At 67.3% G+C, this 18435-nt stretch carries 19 protein-coding genes; 10 read left to right on the top strand and 9 right to left on the bottom strand.

Annotated elements, in window-relative coordinates; translation table 11 throughout:
• Positions 1 to 15 precede the first annotated feature (15 nt).
• Genes sufC through DA69_RS05150 form a run of 8 tightly spaced genes read left to right on the top strand, consistent with a single transcriptional unit; the run spans position 16 to position 6325 of the window.
• Positions 16 to 765, top strand: a complete 750-nt coding sequence (gene sufC / locus DA69_RS05115; RefSeq protein WP_025977141.1) for a Fe-S cluster assembly ATPase SufC — start codon at positions 16 to 18, stop codon at positions 763 to 765.
• The gene (sufD, locus tag DA69_RS05120; protein ID WP_025977140.1) at positions 762 to 1784 is read left to right on the top strand and encodes a Fe-S cluster assembly protein SufD; all 1023 of its coding nucleotides are present in this window, start codon (positions 762 to 764) and stop codon (positions 1782 to 1784) included. The genes sufC and sufD overlap by 4 nt, the downstream gene beginning before the upstream one ends.
• Positions 1763 to 3031, top strand: a complete 1269-nt coding sequence (locus DA69_RS05125; RefSeq protein WP_025977139.1) for an aminotransferase class V-fold PLP-dependent enzyme — start codon at positions 1763 to 1765, stop codon at positions 3029 to 3031. Before sufD ends, DA69_RS05125 begins: the two co-directional genes overlap by 22 nt.
• Before the next feature lie 5 nt (positions 3032 to 3036).
• Complete coding sequence (locus DA69_RS05130) at positions 3037 to 3438, top strand: SUF system Fe-S cluster assembly protein (protein WP_025977138.1); 402 nt, start codon at positions 3037 to 3039, stop codon at positions 3436 to 3438.
• A 10-nt stretch (positions 3439 to 3448) separates the two neighbouring features.
• The gene (locus DA69_RS05135; RefSeq protein ID WP_025977137.1) at positions 3449 to 3847 is read left to right on the top strand and encodes a HesB/IscA family protein; all 399 of its coding nucleotides are present in this window, start codon (positions 3449 to 3451) and stop codon (positions 3845 to 3847) included.
• A gap of 1 nt (position 3848) precedes the next feature.
• A complete protein-coding gene (locus DA69_RS05140; RefSeq protein WP_025977136.1) occupies positions 3849 to 4838 on the top strand; it encodes a methionine ABC transporter ATP-binding protein in 990 nt (329 codons plus the stop codon).
• On the top strand, positions 4838 to 5494 hold the full coding sequence (locus DA69_RS05145; RefSeq protein WP_025977135.1) for a methionine ABC transporter permease: 657 nt from the start codon (positions 4838 to 4840) through the stop codon (positions 5492 to 5494). The genes DA69_RS05140 and DA69_RS05145 overlap by 1 nt, the downstream gene beginning before the upstream one ends.
• A 21-nt stretch (positions 5495 to 5515) precedes the next feature.
• A complete protein-coding gene (locus DA69_RS05150; protein ID WP_025977134.1) occupies positions 5516 to 6325 on the top strand; it encodes a MetQ/NlpA family ABC transporter substrate-binding protein in 810 nt (269 codons plus the stop codon).
• Here DA69_RS05150 and DA69_RS05155 read toward each other — a convergent pair.
• The 3 genes from DA69_RS05155 to DA69_RS05165 form a co-directional block, all read right to left on the bottom strand.
• On the bottom strand, positions 6322 to 7119 hold the full coding sequence (locus tag DA69_RS05155; RefSeq protein WP_025977133.1) for a lysophospholipid acyltransferase family protein: 798 nt from the start codon (positions 7117 to 7119) through the stop codon (positions 6322 to 6324). The genes DA69_RS05150 and DA69_RS05155 overlap by 4 nt on opposite strands.
• A gap of 49 nt (positions 7120 to 7168) precedes the next feature.
• Positions 7169 to 8227 carry a GGDEF domain-containing protein gene (locus DA69_RS05160; RefSeq protein ID WP_025977132.1) on the bottom strand — a complete coding sequence of 353 codons (1059 nt, stop codon included), beginning with the start codon at positions 8225 to 8227 and terminating at the stop codon, positions 7169 to 7171.
• Between the two features lie 80 nt (positions 8228 to 8307).
• The gene (locus tag DA69_RS05165) at positions 8308 to 9798 is read right to left on the bottom strand and encodes a DEAD/DEAH box helicase (RefSeq protein ID WP_025977131.1); all 1491 of its coding nucleotides are present in this window, start codon (positions 9796 to 9798) and stop codon (positions 8308 to 8310) included.
• Between the two features lie 223 nt (positions 9799 to 10021).
• On the opposite strand from DA69_RS05165, the gene DA69_RS05170 reads away from it, so the two are divergent.
• Positions 10022 to 10393, top strand: coding sequence for a hypothetical protein (locus tag DA69_RS05170; protein WP_025977130.1), 372 nt, complete (start codon positions 10022 to 10024; stop codon positions 10391 to 10393).
• Positions 10394 to 10487: 94 nt separating this feature from the next.
• Here DA69_RS05170 and topA read toward each other — a convergent pair whose 3' ends face one another.
• On the bottom strand, positions 10488 to 13124 hold the full coding sequence (gene topA, locus DA69_RS05175; protein WP_025977129.1) for a type I DNA topoisomerase: 2637 nt from the start codon (positions 13122 to 13124) through the stop codon (positions 10488 to 10490).
• 152 nt (positions 13125 to 13276) lie between these two features.
• On the opposite strand from topA, the gene DA69_RS14535 reads away from it, so the two are divergent.
• Positions 13277 to 13462 (top strand): hypothetical protein, encoded by a 186-nt coding sequence (locus DA69_RS14535; protein ID WP_134580910.1) that lies wholly within the window; start codon positions 13277 to 13279, stop codon positions 13460 to 13462.
• On the opposite strand, the gene dprA is transcribed toward DA69_RS14535, so the two are convergent.
• From dprA to DA69_RS05200, 5 genes are read right to left on the bottom strand one after another with little or no spacing between them, the layout of a single operon-like run.
• The gene (gene dprA / locus DA69_RS05180; protein WP_025977128.1) at positions 13459 to 14547 is read right to left on the bottom strand and encodes a DNA-processing protein DprA; all 1089 of its coding nucleotides are present in this window, start codon (positions 14545 to 14547) and stop codon (positions 13459 to 13461) included. The two genes, DA69_RS14535 and dprA, sit on opposite strands and share 4 nt — an antisense overlap.
• Positions 14544 to 15182 carry a glycerol-3-phosphate 1-O-acyltransferase PlsY gene (gene plsY / locus DA69_RS05185; RefSeq protein WP_025977127.1) on the bottom strand — a complete coding sequence of 213 codons (639 nt, stop codon included), beginning with the start codon at positions 15180 to 15182 and terminating at the stop codon, positions 14544 to 14546. Before plsY ends, dprA begins: the two co-directional genes overlap by 4 nt.
• Before the next feature lie 14 nt (positions 15183 to 15196).
• Positions 15197 to 16507, bottom strand: coding sequence for a dihydroorotase (gene pyrC, locus DA69_RS05190; protein WP_029972485.1), 1311 nt, complete (start codon positions 16505 to 16507; stop codon positions 15197 to 15199).
• Positions 16504 to 17487 carry an aspartate carbamoyltransferase catalytic subunit gene (locus DA69_RS05195; protein WP_025977125.1) on the bottom strand — a complete coding sequence of 328 codons (984 nt, stop codon included), beginning with the start codon at positions 17485 to 17487 and terminating at the stop codon, positions 16504 to 16506. Before DA69_RS05195 ends, pyrC begins: the two co-directional genes overlap by 4 nt.
• A 23-nt stretch (positions 17488 to 17510) precedes the next feature.
• Entirely contained in the window at positions 17511 to 18434 is a 924-nt protein-coding gene (locus DA69_RS05200) for an AEC family transporter (protein WP_025977124.1), read from the bottom strand.
• Position 18435: the final 1 nt, after the last annotated feature.

An 18435-nucleotide genomic window follows, 5' to 3' on the forward strand; every position in this document is an offset into this window, starting at 1 on the left:
TGAAGAAGAAAAACAATGCTTAAGATCAATAATCTCCACGTCTCTGTCGCCGACAAGCCGATCCTCAAGGGTCTGACGCTCGATGTGCCTGCGGGCGAAGTTCATGCGATTATGGGCCCGAACGGGGCGGGCAAGTCGACGCTGGGCTACAGCCTCTCCGGCCGCCCCGGCTATGAGGTGACGGACGGTTCGGCCTCGTGGAACGGCGTGAACCTGCTGGACCTTGATCCGGCTGAGCGCGCGGCGGCGGGCCTGTTCCTGTCGTTCCAGTATCCGATCGAGATTCCGGGCGTTCCGGCCATGACCTTCATCCGCACGGCTCTGAACGCCCAGAAGCGCGCGCGCGGCGAGGAAGAAGTTTCAGCTCCCGCCTTCCTGAAGCTGGTCAAGGCGGCGTCGCAGTCGTTGAAGATGGACTTCGACATGCTCAAACGTCCTTTGAATGTCGGCTTCTCCGGCGGTGAGAAGAAGCGGATGGAGATCCTGCAGATGGCCCTGCTGGAGCCGTCGATGCTGATCCTGGACGAGACGGACTCGGGCCTCGACATCGACGCCCTGCGCATCGTCGCCGACGGCGTGAACGCCATGCGCAGTCCGGAACGGTCGATGCTGGTGATCACCCACTACCAGCGCCTGCTGGACTACATCAAACCGGACCGCGTGCACGTCCTGGCCGGCGGCCGCATCGTCGCCTCGGGGGGGCCGGAGCTGGCGCATCAGCTGGAGGCGGAAGGCTACGACAAGTTCCTGCCGGAGGCCGCATGAAAGCGCTCGCCCGGCTGGACCTGACCGACGCTGCGACCTTCCCTTCGCGGCGGGTCGAGGAGTGGAAATACAGTGACCTGAAGCGCTTTCTTCGCGAAGCGCCTAAACCGTCCGGCACGGCCGTCGTCGATGCGCCGGGGCCGTTCTACGACCTGGGCGGCGACGCCATCGTCTTCGCCAACGGCCGCCCGGTCGGGGTGAGGGACTACATCGCCTCGGGCGACCAGACCGTGCGCCTGCGCTTCATCTCGGACGCGACGGGCACAGGCCATACGGCGGCGGCGCGCATTGTCGCCCGACCCGGCGCGCGACTGCTGCTGCTGGAGACGCACGAGGGCAAGGGCTCGGCCTATGTCGCCCACAACAAGGTCGAGATCGACGTCGCCGCGGACGCCGAGGTCACTCGGATCGTCCTCAGCGACGAACCGGACGACGCCATTTCGGTGGCCGAGGCTGAGGTCAAGCTGGAAGCAGGCGGCCGCTATCGCCAGACCATCGTCGCCACCGGCGCCAAGCTGCAACGTCACGAGACCCGCCTGCGTCACGGCGCGGAAGGCGCCGATGCGCGCGTCGACGGAATCTATCTGCTCGGCGGCTCGCGCCACGCCGACCTGACCTCCGTCATCGACCACGTCGCGGCCAACGGCACGACCAGCCAGCTGATCAAGGGCGTCGTCCGTGACGAGGCGCGCGGCGTCTTCCAGGGCAAGATTCTGGTCCAGAAGGGCGCCGACGACACCGACGCCCGCATGGGCCACCACGGTCTGATCACGTCCGAGCGCGGCGAGATCGACGTCAAGCCCGAGCTGATCATCTATGCCGACGAGGTGCAGTGCGCCCACGGGGCGACCGTCGGGACGCTGGACGAAAGCGCCCTGTTCTACATGCAGCAGCGCGGCATCTCGGCTGATGAGGCGCGCGCCCTGTTGACCCATGCCTTCCTGATCGAGGTCGTCGACCGCATCGAGCATGAAGGCGCCAGAGAGGTGGTGCGGGAATGGCTGACGGCTCGCCTGTGATCAATGCGCCTGTGAACAAGGTTGGCGAGACGGGGTTCGACCCCTATGCCGCCCGCGCGCAGTTCCCGATCCTGTCGCGTCAGGTGAACGGCAAGCCCCTGGTCTATCTGGACAGCGCCGCCTCAGCTCAGAAGCCGCGCGCGGTGATCGACGCCCTGGTCGCGTCGATGGAAGGCTCCTACGCCAACGTTCACCGGGGTCTTCACACCCTGTCGAACGAGGCGACCGAGGCCTATGAGCAGGCGCGCGAGATCGTCGCCCGCTTCCTGAACGCCCCGTCGCCCGAGACCATCGTCTGGACCAAGGGCGGCACCGAGGCGATCAATCTGGTCGCCAACGGCGTCGGTCTGTCGATCCAGCCGGGCGACGAGATCATCGTCACCGAAATGGAGCACCACTCCAACATCGTGCCCTGGCACATCCTGCGCGAGCGGCGCGGGGCGGTGCTGAAATGGGCGCCGATCAAGGACGACGGTTCGCTGGACATGGAGGCCTTCGCCGCCCTACTGGGGCCGAAGACTAGGCTGGTCGCCGTCACCCATATGTCCAACGTGCTGGGCACCATCAATCCGGTCGCCGAGATCACCCGCCTGGCCCACGCGGCCGGCGCGCGAGTGCTGATCGACGGCTGTCAGGGCGCGGTCCATGCGACGCCGGACGTTCAGGCTATCGGCTGCGACTACTATGTCTTGACCGGCCACAAGCTGTTCGGCCCGACCGGCATCGGCGTCCTGTACGGCACGGCCGAGGCGCTGGAGGCCCTGCCGCCGTATCAGGGCGGCGGCGAGATGATCGAGACGGTCGAGAAGGATCGCGTCACCTACGCCAAACCGCCGCATCGCTTTGAAGCCGGGACGCCGCCGATCCTTGAGGCCATTGGTCTGGGCGCGGCGATCGAATGGCTGTCGCAGTATGATCCGGCCGCTGTTCAGGCGCACGAACAGGCTCTATATCGCCACGCCGTCGAGCGTCTGGCCGAGCGTGACTGGGTGCGGATTCTGGGCCAGGCGGAAGGGAAGGGCGCTTTGCTGACCTTCGCCGTCGAGGGCGCCCATGCTCATGACGTGGCGCAGATCATGGATCGTTACGGCGTCGCCGTGCGCGCCGGGCTGCACTGCGCCGAGCCGCTAGCGAAAAGACTAGGCGTGAGCGCAAGCACGCGCGCCTCCTTCGCCCTATATAACACCATGGAGGATACAGACGCCTTCGTGGACGCGCTGATCAAGGCGCGCAACTTCTTCGTGTGACGAGTATGGACGACGCCAAGACCGACAACGCGATCAGCGACAGCGACGCCTTCGCCGCCAGCTGGGACGAGCCGCAGAAGAGCGCCCTGTCTCAGGCCGAGCTGGACAAGCTGACGGACGACCTGATCGAGGCGCTGAAGACGGTGTATGATCCGGAAATCCCGGTCGACATCTATGAGCTGGGCCTGATCTACAAGGTCGACGTCTCCGACGACCGCGACGTCCTGGTCGAGATGACGCTGACGGCGCCGGGCTGCCCGGTCGCCGGGGAAATGCCCGGCTGGGTCGAGGATGCAGTGAAAAAGGTCGATGGCGTGCGCAGCGCCAAGGCCAATCTGGTGTTCGACCCGCCGTGGGACGCCTCCAAGATGAGCGACGAGGCCAAGCTGGCCCTGAACATGTTCTGAGGAGGCCCTGATGACCGAGCTTCAGACCACGACCCGACCCCGACGCCCCCGGCCCAAGGCGGTGACCCTGACGGACGCTGCCGCCGCGCGCGTGCGCGAGATCATGGACAACGCTGAGAAAGACTATGTCGGCCTTCGCGTCGGCGTGAAGAACAGCGGCTGCGCGGGGCAGGAATACACCTTCGCCTATGCCGAAGAGATCCAGCCGCTGGACGAGGTGGTCGAGGATAAGGGCGTGACCATCCTGATCGAGCCCAAGGCGGTCTTGTTCCTGATCGGCACCGAGATCGATTATGAGGTGACGAAGCTCGCCTCGAAATTCATCTTCCGCAATCCGAACGAGACGGACGCGTGCGGTTGCGGCGAGAGCGTCACCATCATCCCCGCCGCTGCTCTGGACGCCGACTGACATGATCCGACTGGAGGGGGTGACCCGGCGCTATCGCAGCGCGGCGGGCGACCTCACGGCGCTGGACGCCGTCGACCTGCATGTTGCGCGCGGCGAGGTGTTCGGCGTGGTGGGCCGTTCGGGGGCGGGCAAGTCCACCCTGATCCGCGCCATCAACCGGCTGGAGACGCCCGACGCGGGCAAGGTCTTCGTCGACGGGCAGGAGATCACCGCCCTGAACCCCGCCGAACTGCGCGCCGCGCGGCGCCGCATCGGCATGATCTTCCAGCATTTCAACCTGCTGAACGCCAAGACCATCGAGGACAATGTCGCCTTCCCCCTGAGGCTGGAAGGACGGCCCGAGGCCGAGGTGAAGGCGCGCACGGCCGAACTGCTGGCGCAACTCGGCCTCGCCGATCACGCCAAGAAGCACCCGGCCCAGCTGTCTGGCGGCCAGAAGCAGCGCGTCGGCATCGCCCGCGCCCTGGCCTGCGGGCCCAGCGTCCTGTTGTGCGACGAGGCGACCAGCGCCTTGGACCCCGAAACGACCGAAGACATTTTGACCCTGCTGGACGGGCTGAACCGCGATCTGGGCCTGACCATCGTCCTGATCACCCACCAGATGGAGGTGGTGCGCCGCGTCTGCGACCAGGTGGCGGTGCTGAAGGACGGCAAGATCTTGGAGCAGGGCGCGACGGCTGACGTCTTCCTGCACCCGCAACACGCCGTGACGCGCGCGATGTTGGCCGAGGGCGAGGAGGCGATCGACGCCTCGGTCGCTCCGGCGGGGGCGCGCATGGCACGCCTGACCTTCCGCGGCCCCTCGACCTATGAGCCGGAACTGAGCCGCGTCGCGCGCACGGCGGGGGTCGACTATTCGATCCTGTCGGGCCGCATCAGCCGTATTCGCGGCGAGCCCTACGGCCAGATGACGGTTGCCTTCACCAGCGGCGACGCCGAGGCGGCCCTGGCGCAATTGGCCGCGCGCGGCGTCGTGGTGGAGGCGGTCTGATGTTCGCCAATGTGGACTGGGCCGATATCGGCAAGGCGACGGTCGACACCCTGCTGATGCTGGGCGGGTCGCTGGTGCTGACCGTGATCCTGGGCGTGCCGCTGGGCGTGCTGCTATACTTGTCGGGCAAGGGGCGGCTGGCCGCCAATCCGGTGCTGAACGCCGTCCTGTCCTTCGTGGTCAATGTGCTGCGTTCGGTGCCCTTCATCATCCTGCTGATCGTCATGCTGCCGCTGACGGTGCTGCTGGTCGGCACGTCGCTGGGCGTGGCCGGGGCCATTCCGCCTTTGGTCGTCGGGGCCGCGCCCTTCTATGCGCGTCTGGTCGAGACGGCGCTGCGCGAGGTGGACAAGGGCGTCGTCGAGGCGACCCAGGCCATGGGCGGCTCGACCTTCCAGATCGTCACGCGCGCCCTGCTGCCGGAGGCCATGCCGGGCATCATCGCCGGCGCGACCGTCACCGCCATCGCCCTTGTCAGCTACACCGCCATGGCGGGCGTAGTGGGGGCGGGCGGTCTGGGCGACCTGGCCATTCGCTTCGGGTATCAGCGCTTCCAGACCGATGTCATGGTGGTGACCGTAGTTCTGCTGCTGATCCTCGTACAAATTCTGCAGATGATCGGCGACCGTCTTGTCGCTAAGGTCTCGCACCGCTGATTTTTATCGAAGGCCCGCTTTATGATCCGCCGTTCGCTGCTGCTGTCCGCCGTCGCTGTTCTGACGCTCGCCGCCTGCGGTCAGGGGGCGGACAAGAAGGCGGGGGCTGAGGGCGCGCCCCTGCTGGTCGGCGCCACCGCCGTGCCGCACGCAGAAATCCTGGAGCAAGTGAAGCCCATCCTGGCCGCCGAAGGCGTGCCGATCGAGATCAAGGTCTTCAACGACTACGTTCAGCCCAACGTGCAACTCGCTGAAAAGCGGTTGGATGTGAACTACTTCCAGACCAAGCCCTATCTGGACGAGTTCAACACCGCGCGCGGCACGTCGCTGATCACCGTCGCCGGCATCCACGTCGAGCCGCTGGGCCTGTATTCGCGCAAGCATAAGGCGCTGGCCGACCTGCCGAACGGCGCCCAGGTGGTTCTGCCCAACGACGCCTCCAACACCGGGCGCGCCCTGCTGCTGCTGCAGGCGGCGGGCCTGATCACCCTGAAAGATACGCAGAACCCGCTGCAGACGGTGCGCGACATCGCCACCAACCCCAAGGCGCTGAAGTTCCAGGAAGTCGAGGCCGCCACCATCCCGCGCATCCTGCCGCAGGTCGACGGCGCGGTGATCAACACCAACTACGCCCTCGACGCCGGGCTCAAGCCCAAGACCGACGCCCTTCAGCTTGAAGGCGCCGACAGCCCCTATGTGAACTATCTGGTCGCCCGCCCCGACAATCAGAACGACCCGCGCGTTCAGGCTCTCGCCAAGGCCCTGCGTGGTCAGGCGATCAAGGACTTCATCGCCTCGAAATACGAAGGCGCGGTGATCCCGGCGGCCTAGGCTGCAGCGCTGACCGCCTTGGCCGCTGCGGCGGCCTGGGCGGATTCTTCCTTGGATTCGACGAGGACGGCCGGCGTGACCGGCTGCCCGGTCGCCTCGGCGATCAGTTCGGCCGTCTTGCCTTCCACAGCGGCTTCCAGCCGGTCCAGGAACTCGGCCTTCGGCAGGCCCGTCGGGATTGGTTCGAGGAATTCGAGCGTCGCCGTGCCGGGGTTTTTGTGGAACTCCTCCAGCGGCCAGAACAGGCCCAGATTGGTCGCCAGCGGCACGACCGGCATGTCGAAGTCGCGATACATGTGCCAGACGCCCGAGCGATAGCGGAACTTCTCGCCGACCCGGGCCAGGTGGCCTTCGGGATAGATCAGGATCTTGCGCCCCTCGCGATTGGCGTCGGCGGCGCGTTCCCTGAGGGCGGCGCGGGCGGCGTGGCCGCCGCAGTTGTTGACGACGATGGCGCCCAGCTTCTTGAGCACCGTTCCCAGCAGGGGGAACTTCTCCAGATGGTCGCCGGTGACGAAAGCCACGTCGTCGAACTGGTCATAGGTGGCGAAGCCGTCGCCCCAGCTCTGATGCTTCGAGGCGATGATGAAGGCGCCTTGCGGGAGGCGTTCCTTGCCGCGCGTCTCGATGCGGATGCCTGCGAACAGGCTCATGGCCTGCACCATGCGCCGGACATAGCGGCGGATGATCCAGCTCGTGGCCTTGCGGCCCGGCGCCAGTGCCGCAAAGGCGGCGGCCAGGCCGTAGGTGATGGAAAGCGCCCAATAGGCGATGTTGAACAGCAGGCTTCGCATCGGGCGACTATGCCAGCAAGCGTCTCATAGGCGAGCTTAAAGTGAAGCCTCAGGCGGCGTCGGATACGGCCTCGGCGGCGGCGGTCACCTTGTTGCGCCCGCTGCGCTTGGACGCGTAGAGCGCTTCGTCCGCCCGCGCCAGCAGCTGCCCGGCGCTTTCGCCCGCGCGACGCACGCCAAAGCCGACGGATATGGTCACGGCGCCCAGGTCGTCGTTGGTCGAGCGGCGCCGCAGGGCGCGGGAGGCTATTTCCTCGCGGATCGCGTTCAACGCGGCCTCTATTGCGCCCGCCGTTTCACCTGGGAAGATGACTGCGAATTCCTCGCCGCCATAGCGGGCGGCGATACGCGGCGCGCGCGACACGCGTCCCAAGACGCTGCCGACATAGCGCAACACCTGATCGCCCGTCTGGTGCCCCCAGGTGTCGTTGAACCGCTTGAAATGGTCGATATCGATGATCGCAAGGCCGAGCGAGCCGCCGCCGTTTTCCGCCTGATCGCATAGGCGCAACAGGTGTTCATCGAACGCCTTGCGGTTGGCCAGATTGGTCAGGGCGTCCGTCATCGCGTCGCGGCGCACCTGCTCCATATGATCGCGCAGCTTGGTGACTTCGCGATTCGAGGATTCTAAACGGCGTTCCAGCGCGGCGGTATGACGTCGAATCCGGCGCGTCGCATCCGCCAGACACGCGACCAGATCGGTAAGATCGTCCGGGGTCCCTGAATTGGCCATGCGATCGGCGGCCTCGGCCAGGGTGTTGCCATAGGTGGCCTGGCTTTCGCGGGCCTTGTCGATGGCGCCGGCCACTGCGGCGAGCTCGCGATTCAGCACGGCGCCGGCGTCGCGGATTTCTTCGGACAGGCGCCCGCGCGGCAGGAATTCGGCGGCGAGCATTTCCGCCGTCGAATCGGTGAAGGGCGCGCCCGTGGCGAGCAGCCGCGAAATCTCCTGCCCCAGGGTTCCCTCGGGATCGCCCAGATAGTGAAGCCACAGCTCAAAATTCAGCGGCGTCGGCCAGACTGAGGCCGCCTGCATGGCGTCCACGGCGCGATGCGCCAGAGCATAGGCTTCCGGACTGCGAACCGTGGTTTCCACCTGCGTGGTCATGCCTGAACTGCCCCTGCGCTGCGTCATCCGGCAAGCTATACCGGTCTTCCGTAACGCAGGGTTAAGTTCGCAGACCCGCCTTATCCGGCCAGAACGACCGGACGACGCAGGAAGGCCGGGACATCATCGCCGAAAGGATTTCCAGTGAAGGACGCGGGCTGACGGTCTTCCGCCTGTTTAGCCTTTTGGGGCGTCTTCTGGGGCGCTGGCGTCGCCTTGGCCTCGGTCTTCTTGCGGCTGCGCGCGCGTTGAGGCGCCGCTTCGGCTTCGGGCGCAGGCGTCGGCGCTGTTTCAATCAGCGTTTCGGCCTCGACGGGGGCTTCTTCGACCGATCGACGCGAGCGGCTGCCGCGTTCGCTGCGTTCGCTGCGTTCGCCCCGTCCACGGCCGCGGCTTGAGCGGCTGTCGTCGCGGGGGCGGTCCTGGATGGAGGCGAAGTCGATACCGTCCAGCGGCAGTTCAACCGGCTCCTTCTTGATCAGCTTCAGCACCTTGTCCAACGACTTGTCGTCGGACGGCGTCACGATCATGAAGGCCTCGCCCAGGCGTCCGGCGCGGCCGGTGCGGCCGATGCGGTGGACGTAGTCGTCGGCGTGGTGCGGAACGTCATAGTTGAAGACGTGGCTGACCGCCGGGATGTCGAGGCCGCGCGCGGCGACGTCGGAGGCGACCAGCAGCTTCAACGCGCCGCTGCGGAAGTCGGCCAGGGTCTTCGTGCGCAGCGATTGGTCCAGGTCGCCATGGATCGGCGCGGCGTCGAAACCGTGGACCTGCAGAGACTTGGCGACAATGTCGACTTCCGACTTGCGGTTGCAGAACACGATGCCGTTCTGGACGTCGCCGCGCTGCACCAAAGCGCGCAGCGCCGTGCGCTTGGCCTTGGGGTCCGAGGTCGGCAGGCGGGTGATGTGCTGGGTGATGGTGTCGGCGGTCGTCGCCGGGCGCGACGCCTCGATCCGGGTGGGATCCTTGAGGAACTGCTGCGTCAGGCGCGTGATCTCCGGCGGCATGGTCGCCGAGAAGAACAGGGTCTGGCGACGCGGCGGCGTCAGTTTGAAGATGCGCTCGATGTCGGGGATGAAGCCCATGTCCAGCATGCGGTCGGCCTCATCGACCACCATCAGCTCGACGCCGGTCAGCAGCATCTTGCCGCGATCGAACAGGTCCAGCAGGCGGCCCGGCGTGGCGATCAGCACGTCCACGCCCTTGTTCAGGGCGGCGACCTGGTCGCCCATGGACACGCCGCCGATCAGCAGCACCCAGTTCAGCTTGGTGCCCTTGGCGTATTTGGCGAAGCTCTCGGCCACTTGGTCGGCCAGTTCGCGGGTCGGGGCCAGCACCAGGGCGCGCGGCATCCGGGCGCGGGCGCGCCCCGAGGCGAGGCGGTCGACCATAGGCAGGGTGAAGGCCGCCGTCTTGCCGGTGCCGGTCTGGGCGATGCCGAGGACATCGCGTCCGGCCAGGGCCACCGGGATGGCCTGTTCCTGGATCGGAGTGGCGATCGTGTAGCCGGTGTCGGCGACCGCCTGCAGGGTCGTGGGCGAGAGGCCCAGTTTAGAAAACTCAGTCATATAGTCCTGAAGGGACGGAGGATAACGTTCGCAAACGCCGTTAGCTGACGGAACCGCCCCTCGTGGGCGAGCGGGCGGCGCGCATCGCCAGTCCTGTTCCGAGCCTGAGGCGGTATATGGAAAGCCCTACTCGTCAGTCAAGTATTTCTGTTTGCACGGCTCAGCTTGGCAAGGGCGTTGCGGGCTGTATGTTCCGCCGTGGAGACAGGGAGAGGCAGATCGTATGCGCACAGCCGTATTGATCGCGGTGATGCTTGCCGCGCCGCTTGGCGCCCAGGCGTCGGATCGCGGACGGGGCGTCGAAGCCATGCAGGCGACCTTTGGAAATACTGTCGTTTCCCACTATCCCAACGGCAACTGGGTCAAGCACTGGTTTGATCGTGACGGGGCCTATCGCGCCCTGTTTTCAGACGGGCGTCGTCTGACGGCGCGCTGGGCGCAAGAGGACGACAAGATCTGTCTGAATGAGATCCGTCCCCGCATGATCATTTCGCGCTTCTGCACGCCCTACATCGAAGTCTCAGTGGGCGAGACCTGGTCGGGGCGCGATCCTTTGGGGCGCCGCGTTCGCAATGAGCTGGTCGCGGGGCGGTAGATTAAATACCCGCTCGTCCCGGCGTCCGCCGGGATGAGCTGTAATGGGAACAGAAGCAGGAAATGCCCCCGTCCGTGAGAACGGGGGCTTGAGCCTATTCCGCGTCTGCGGCCTTAGCCGCCTTCTTGGCCGGGGCCTTCTTCGCGGCCGGCTTCTTGGCTGCGGGCTCCTTCTTGGCCGCAGGCTTCTTCGCAGCCGCCTTCTTGGCGGGCGCCTTCTTTTTCGGCGCGGCGCCGGCCTTGGCGGCCAGCAAGGGCAGGGCGGCCTCCATCGTCATGTCTTCGGGCGCCGTGCCCTTGGGCAGGGTGGCGTTGATCTTGCCTGACTTGACGTAGGGGCCGTAGCGGCCGGCCATGACCTGCACGGCCTCGCCCGTTTCCGGGTGGGCGCCCAGTTCCTTCAGCGGCGCGGCGGCCGAGGCGCGGCCCGCACGACCCGCACGCTTTTCAGCCAACAGGGCCACGGCGCGGTTCAGGCCGACGTCGAACACCTCTTCGATGTCGGCGACATTGGCGTAGGTGCCCGCGTGCGCCACGAACGGCCCGTAGCGGCCCAGGCTGGCGGTGATCATCTTGCCGTCTTCGGGGTGCGGGCCCACGTCGCGCGGCAGGCTGAGCAGGCGCAGCGCCTTCTCAAGATCCATCGACGCCGGGGTCCAGCCCTTGGGCAGGGACGAGCGTTTGGGCTTTTCCGCGTCCGGCGGCGTGGTTTCGACATAGGGGCCGAACCGACCGATCTTCAGATGCACCGGCTGGCCGGTCGCCGGATCGACGCCCAGTTCGCGGTCGCCGCTCTCCGCGCCGCCCTCGGCCCCGTCGGGCGAGGCCACCGGGCGGGTGTATTTGCACTCCGGATAGCGCGAGCAGCCGATGAAAGCGCCGAAACGGCTGGTCTTCAGGCTCAGCTGGCCTTCATGACAAACCGGGCATTCGCGCGGGTCCGCCCCGTCGCCCTTGTCGGGGAAGATGTGCGGGCCCAGGGCGTCGTTCAGGTGATCCAGGATAGCCGTGGTGCGCAACTCGCCCGCAGCCTGGGTCGCGGCGTGGAAGTCTTGCCAGAAGCGGCGCAGCAGGGTCTTCCAGTCCAGATCGCCCGCCGACACCTCGTCCAGCTGGGTCTCCAGCGCGGCGGTGAAGTCGTATTCGACCCATTTGGCGAAGAACTGCTCCAGGAAGGCCGTGACCAGCCGCCCCTTGTCCTCTGGGAAGAAGCGGTTCTTGTCCATGCGGACGTATTCGCGGTCGCGCAGGGTCGTCAGGATGGAGGCGTAGGTGGACGGACGGCCGATGCCCAACTCTTCCAGCTTCTTGACCAGGGTGGCTTCCGAGAAGCGCGGCGGCGGCTCGGTGAAATGCTGGTCGGTGCGGATCGCCTCGACCTTGGCCTTGGCGCCTTCCTTCAGCGCGGGCAGGCGGCCGCCTTCGTCCTCGTCTTCCTCGGCGCCTTTCTGCTTCTCGTCCCGGCCTTCCTCATAGGCGGCGATGAAGCCGTCGAAGGCCACGACTTGGCCGGTGGCGCGCAGGCCGGTCTGGCCGTCGGGCGTCTCGATCTCGACCGTGGTGCGGTCCAGACGCGCCGATTCCATCTGCGAGGCGATCATACGCTTCCAGATCAACTCGTAGAGCCGCTGCAGGTCGCTATCGAGCCGGAGGGTGTCGGGGCTGCGCAGGATGTTGGTCGGACGGATGGCTTCGTGCGCTTCCTGGGCGTTCTTGGCCTTGGTCTTGTAGTAGCGCGGCTCGGCCGGGACGTAGGCCGGGCCGAAACGCTGGCCGATGGCCTCGCGCGCTTGAGCAATGCCTTCAGGCGTCACATAGACGCCGTCGGTACGCATGTAGGTGATCAGGCCGCCGGTGTCGTCGACGCCCTCGTACAGCTTCTGCGCCGCCTGCATGGTGCGCTGGGCGGTGAAGCCCAGCTTGCGTGCCGCTTCCTGTTGCAGGGTCGAGGTGGTGAAGGGCGGGGCGGGGGACCGCTTGGCCGGCTTCTTCTCGACCGACTTGATAGTGAAGTCGCCGCTATGGACGGCCTCGCGCGCGGCCATGGCCATGGCCTCGGACACGATGTCCAGGCGCTGGACCCGCTTGCCTTCATGCTTGACCAGGCGGGCGGTGAAGGGCGGGCTGTCAGCGATCAGGTCGGCCTCGACCGACCAGTATTCCTGAGCCTTAAACCGCTCGATCTCCATCTCGCGGTCGACGACGATGCGCAGGGCGACCGACTGCACCCGTCCCGCCGAACGGGCGCCCGGCAGCTTGCGCCACAGCACCGGCGACAGGTTGAAGCCCACCAGATAGTCCAGCGCCCGGCGCGCCAGATAGGCGTCCACCAGCTCCATATCCAGCTGGCGCGGGTTGGCCATGGCCTCCAGCACGGCGGACTTGGTGATGGCGTTGAAGGTGACGCGCTGGACGTCCTTGTCCTTCAGCGCCTTCTTCTTGTTCAGGATCTCCAGAACGTGCCAGCTGATCGCCTCTCCCTCGCGGTCGGGGTCGGTGGCCAGGATGACGCGGTCGGCGGCCTTGGCGGCCTCGGCGATCTCGGACAGGCGCTTGGAAGCCTTGGCGTCGACCTCCCAGTGCATGGCGAAGTCATCGTCGGGCAGCACCGAGCCGTCCTTGGACGGCAGGTCGCGGACGTGGCCGTAGGAAGCCAGAACCTTATAGTCCGAGCCCAGGTATTTATTGATGGTCTTGGCCTTGGCGGGGCTCTCGACGATGACGAGATTCATGGCGCTCTATCGGGGAAAAGGGGGCGCGAACGTGGTTGCGGCGCGCTCGGAAGTCAATCGGCGCATTTTAGTTGGGCAACCTTTCCGGGTAACGCGAGTTTGCAAACCATTGTAAGTTGTGTTCCTCTGAGGCGTTCTCGGGAGGGTTGACGATGAGCCAAACAGCACAGCGACGCCGCCAGGCGCCAAGCCCGGATCTGACGGACTATCCGGTTCGTGAATATGTAGCCGCCATGGCTATGGAGCTTGCCGGCATGGCCCGCTGGGACGGGGACGAACGGTTGGCCGGCATTCTTGAAAACGCGGCGGATCTGGCCCGCCGCACCGCCCCTGCCTAGACCGAGGCCATGCCGCCGGGCAGCAAGGTCGCCCGCCCTGCGAGATCAAGCTCCAGCAGGGCGGCGGCTGTTTCCGCGATTGACAATCTCGCCGCTCGGGCCAGTTCGTCGCGGCTGACCGGCGATGGGGACAGCAGGGCTTCTACCCGTTCCAGCACGTCGTCTTCGATCTGGTCAGGTCGGCCGGCGTCGAACGGCGAATCAGCGGGCGACTCTCGCAGGGTTCGCAGAGAGGCGAATGCCCGCTCGATGTCCTCCATCCCTTCACACAGGATAGCGCCCTGGCGCAGTAGTTCGTTCGGCCCTCGGGAGCGGGGGTCCAGCGGCGAGCCGGGCACGGCGAAGACGTCGCGGCCCTGTTCGCCCGCCAGCCGGGCGGTGATCAGCGAGCCTGAGCGGATTTCCGCCTCGACCACGACCACGCCACGCGACAGGCCCGAGATGATGCGGTTGCGGCGCGGGAAGTCGCGCGCCTGCGCCCGCGCGCCGACAGGGCTTTCCGAGACGATGCAGCCGCGCTCGGCGATCTTGCGATACAGGTCGGCGTTGTCGGACGGATAGACGTCGTCCACGCCGCCGCCCAGAACGGCGACCGTGCCGGTGTCCAGAGCGCCAAGGTGCGCCGCCGCATCGACCCCGCGCGCGAGGCCCGAGACGACGACGTGACCGCTTTCACCCAGTTGTTGCGCCAGTCCGCGCGCGATCTGCTGGCCGCCGGCCGAGGCGATGCGCGCGCCGACGATGGCCATGCAGGGCCGCCGCATCAGCGCCGGGTCGCCAAGGGTCCACAGCAAAGGCGGCGGCGGATCGACGGCGGCGAGGGCTTCGGGATAGTCGGCCTCGCCCCACAGGATCAGTTGCGCGCCGATGCGGGCGCCCGCCTCAAGCTCGGCCTCGACGGCGTCGGGCGCAGGTATGGCGTAACCAGTGCGTCCCCGATTGCGGATCAGATCGGGCAGGGCGTCTAGAGCGTGCTCGGCCGAACCGTACCGCTGGAGCAACTGGGAAAAGGCCACGGGGCCGACGCGGTCGGTCCGGGCGAGCCGGAGGCGGGCGAAACGCTCTGCCTCCGACAGGGGCGTCACGCCTTCTTCGCCCCGATCTTGGGCTCGGCGCCTTTGAGCAGGCGGCCGATGTTCTCATGGTGGCGGATGAAGATCAGCACGGCGGTGAAGACCGCCAGGACCAGGATGGGCGCAGGCGCAGGCAGGCCCAGCGCGGGCAGGGGCAGCAGGGCGTAGAGCGGCGTGAGCGCCGCCGCCGCCAGGGCCGACAGCGAGGAGTAGCGCAGGGCGAACGCCATGATCAGCCAGGTCGCCGCCGCCAGCAGGCCCAGCGGCCAGCACGCGGCCAGGATCAGGCCGAAGAAGGTCGCCACCCCCTTGCCGCCCTTGAACCCCAGCCAGACCGGGAAAAGGTGGCCCAGAAAGGCCGCGCCCCCGGCCATGGCGCCGGCGACGTCCGTTCCCAGCAGATGCCGCGCGATCAGCAGGGCGACCGCGCCCTTGCCCGCATCCAGGATCAGGGTGGCGATAGCCAGATCCTTGCGCCCGGTGCGCAGGACGTTGGTCGCGCCGATGTTGCCCGAACCGATGTTGCGCACGTCGCCCGCACCCGCCGCGCGGGTCAGGATGACGCCGAAGGGAATGGAGCCCAGCAGGTATCCGCCAATAGCCACAAGCCCGAGCGTAAGGAGCGCCGGCCCCGCCAGATCCTGCAAGTGATTCGCTCCCCTTAACGTGCGTCGTGGACGATGCGGCCCGAAACGACGGTGAGCAAGACCTTCCCTTGCAGTCGCCGCCCGTCAAAGGGCGAATTCTTCGATTTGGAGCGAAGCGTCGCGGCGTCGATCACCACCGGCGCCCCCGCGTCGAACAGCACCAGATCGGCGGGCGCCCCTTGCGACAACTCACCAGCTTCCAGCCCCAGCAGGGCTGCGGGCCCCTGCGTCAACGGCCGCAGCACGTCCAGCAGGTCGACGCCGTATTCGTGGTGCAGCGTCAGGGCGGCGGGCAGCAGGGTCTCCAGACCCACCGCGCCCGGCTCGGCCTCGGCGAACGGGCGGCGCTTGTTCTCGGCCGGTTCGGGACAGTGGGCCGAGGTGATGACGTCGATCAGGCCGTCGCGCACCGCCTCGACCAGAGCCTGCCGGTCGCTCTCGGCGCGTAAGGGCGGGTCCAGCCGGTAGAAGGTGCGGTAGTCGCCGATGTCGATTTCGTTGAAGCACAGGTGATTGATCGAGGCCGAGGCCGCGACCTCCAGCCCGCGCGCACGGGCGCGGGCCAGCGTCTCCAGCGCGCCCTCGGTCGAGATCTGGTCGATCAGGAAGCGCGCGCCGGTCTGCTCGACCAGGGCCAGGTCGCGCTCCAGCTGGATGCGCTCGGCGATGGCGGGCGCGCCCGACAGGCCCAGCCGGGTCGCCAGCTCGCCCGAGGTCGCCACCGCGCCTTCCGACAGCCACGGCTCGGTCGGACGGCAGGCGATCAGGGCGTTGAACGAGGCGGCGTAGCTCATGACCCGTTGCAGGGTGCGGGTGTTGCGGATCACCCGGTCGCCGTCGGTGAAATAAAGGGCGCCCGCCTCATGCATCAGGCCGATCTCGGCCATGCGCTCGCCGTCACGGCTTTGCGTCGCCGCGCCCGCCGCGCGGACGTGGACCAGATCCAGCGCCGCGCCGCGCCGCTGGATGTGGTCGATCATGGCCGGGTCGTCGATCGCCGGATCGGTGTCGGGCTGGACGACGATGGTGGTGACGCCGCCCGCCGCCGCCGACAGGCTGGCCGACTTCAGCGTCTCCTTGGGCTCGTTGCCAGGCTCGCCGGTCTTGACCCGGATGTCGATCAGGCCGGGCGCCAGGCAGCGGCCCTCGGCGTCTATGATCTGCACGCCCTCGGGGCGCTGGGTCGCCTGTCCGTGGATGACCTCGACGATGCGGCCGTCAGCGATCAGGACCGCGCCGGGACCGTCATAGTCGCTGGCCGGGTCCAGCAGGCGGGCGTTGACAATGGCCAGAGCCTTGGGGGCGATAGGTTGAGCGGCGGTCATGCGGCGCCTCCCGCGCGGCGGTGGGCGAGGGCGGCCAGAACGGCCATACGGGCGGCGACGCCCATCTCGACCTGATCCTGGATCAGGGAGACGCTCAGGTCGTCGGCCACGTCGGAATCGATCTCCACGCCCCGGTTCATCGGGCCGGGGTGCATGACCTTGGCGTTCGGCGCGGCCCAGGCCAGCTTTTCGCGGTCGAGGCCCCAGAAGCGGAAATACTCGCGCGTCGAGGGGATCAGGGCGCCCGCCATCCGCTCCAGCTGAAGGCGCAGCATCATGACCACGTCACAACCGGCCAGACCCTCCTTCATGTCGTGGAAGACTTCGCAGCCCCAGCGGTCGGCGTCGCCGGGCACCAGCGTCGGCGGTCCGATCAGCCGCACCCGCGCGCCCATCATCTGCAGCAGGGCGACGTTCGAACGCGCCACGCGGCTGTGGGCGATGTCGCCGCAGATGGCGACCGTCAGCCCGCCCACATCGCCAAAGGCGCGGCGGATGGACAGCAGGTCCAGCAGGGCCTGTGTGGGGTGCTCGTGGCGGCCGTCGCCCGCGTTGACCACGGCGCAGCCGACCTTCTGCGACAGCAGGTCCACCGCGCCCGAAGACGCATGGCGCACCACCAGAATCTCCGGCTTCATGGCGTTCAGCGTCACGGCGGTGTCGATCAGCGTCTCGCCCTTCTTCACCGAGGAAGAGGCGACCGGCATGGTCACGACGTCGGCGCCCAGACGCTTGGCGGCGATCTCGAACGAAGAGCTGGTCCGCGTCGAATTCTCGAAGAACAGGTTCACGACCGTCTGGCCGCGCATCAGGTCCACGCCCTTGGCTGACTGCCGGTTGAAGTCGACGAAGGCGTCGGCCAGGTCCAGCAAGGCCAAGGCGGCCGGCGGATGAAGATCTCCGGCGGCGAGGAAGTGGTCGCGAGGAAACGGCGTCAGCCGTTCCTTGATGAGATCGGTGACAGGCGCTGCGTAGGTCATTGAGACGCCGTAATAGGCGGGACTCAGGCCAGATGGAATAGCAGCAGGGCCGTAGGGATGCCGATGACCGAGAATACCGTGGTCGCCGCGATGATCCCGGCCATCAACGGCGCGTCTCCGCCCATCTGACGCGCCAGCACATAGGCCGAGGCGGCGCCCGGCGCGGCCCCGCACAGCAGGGCGATTCCCTGGGCCATCTCATCGCCGCCATACAGGCGCGCCAGCTGCCACATGGCCAGCGGCGTCACGATCATCTTGACCACGACCACGGCGCCGACCGTGACGCGGGTGCGCGCCAGTTCGCGGAAGCTGAGCCCGGCGCCCGCCACGATCAGGCCCAGCGGCAAGGCGGCCGATCCCAGCAGCTGCAACGTCTCGGCCACGCCCGGCGGTTTGGGCGCGCCCGAAAAGTTCAGCGCCAGCCCCAGCAGACAGGCCAGCAGTATGGGGTTGGACATCATCGCCCGGACCAGGGCCCTGGGCGAGGCGCCGCGCTGGTCCGCCCCCCATTTGGCCAGGACGATGACGCTCAGGATGTTGCTGACCGGGATCATCGCGGCGATGACCACGGCGGCCAGGCCCACGCTTTCCGGCCCGAAGGTCGCCTGCACGACCGGCAGGAAGACGAAGCTGTTCCAGCGGATCATGCCCTGAAACACGCTGGTGTAGGCCGGGCCGCTGAGGGGAAGCAGAGGCTTGGACAGCAGGGTCAGGGTCGAGACGATGATGGACACCGTCACGGCGGCGGCGCCCGCCGCGCCCGCGGCCGATCCTGAAAGGTCTGCGTTCCAGATCGCCGGGATCAGGAAGCCGGGATAGAGGACATTGATCGCCAGCTTCTCGATCGGCCGCCAGGCGGCGTCGGGCAGATAGTCCGACTTCTTCAGGCCATAGCCGAGCGCCAGCAGCAGGAAGACCGGCAGGACGCCCGCAAAGATGGCCGCCATA

The sequence above is a fragment of the Brevundimonas naejangsanensis genome, from assembly GCF_000635915.2.
Classification (GTDB): Bacteria; Pseudomonadota; Alphaproteobacteria; order Caulobacterales; family Caulobacteraceae; genus Brevundimonas; species Brevundimonas sanguinis.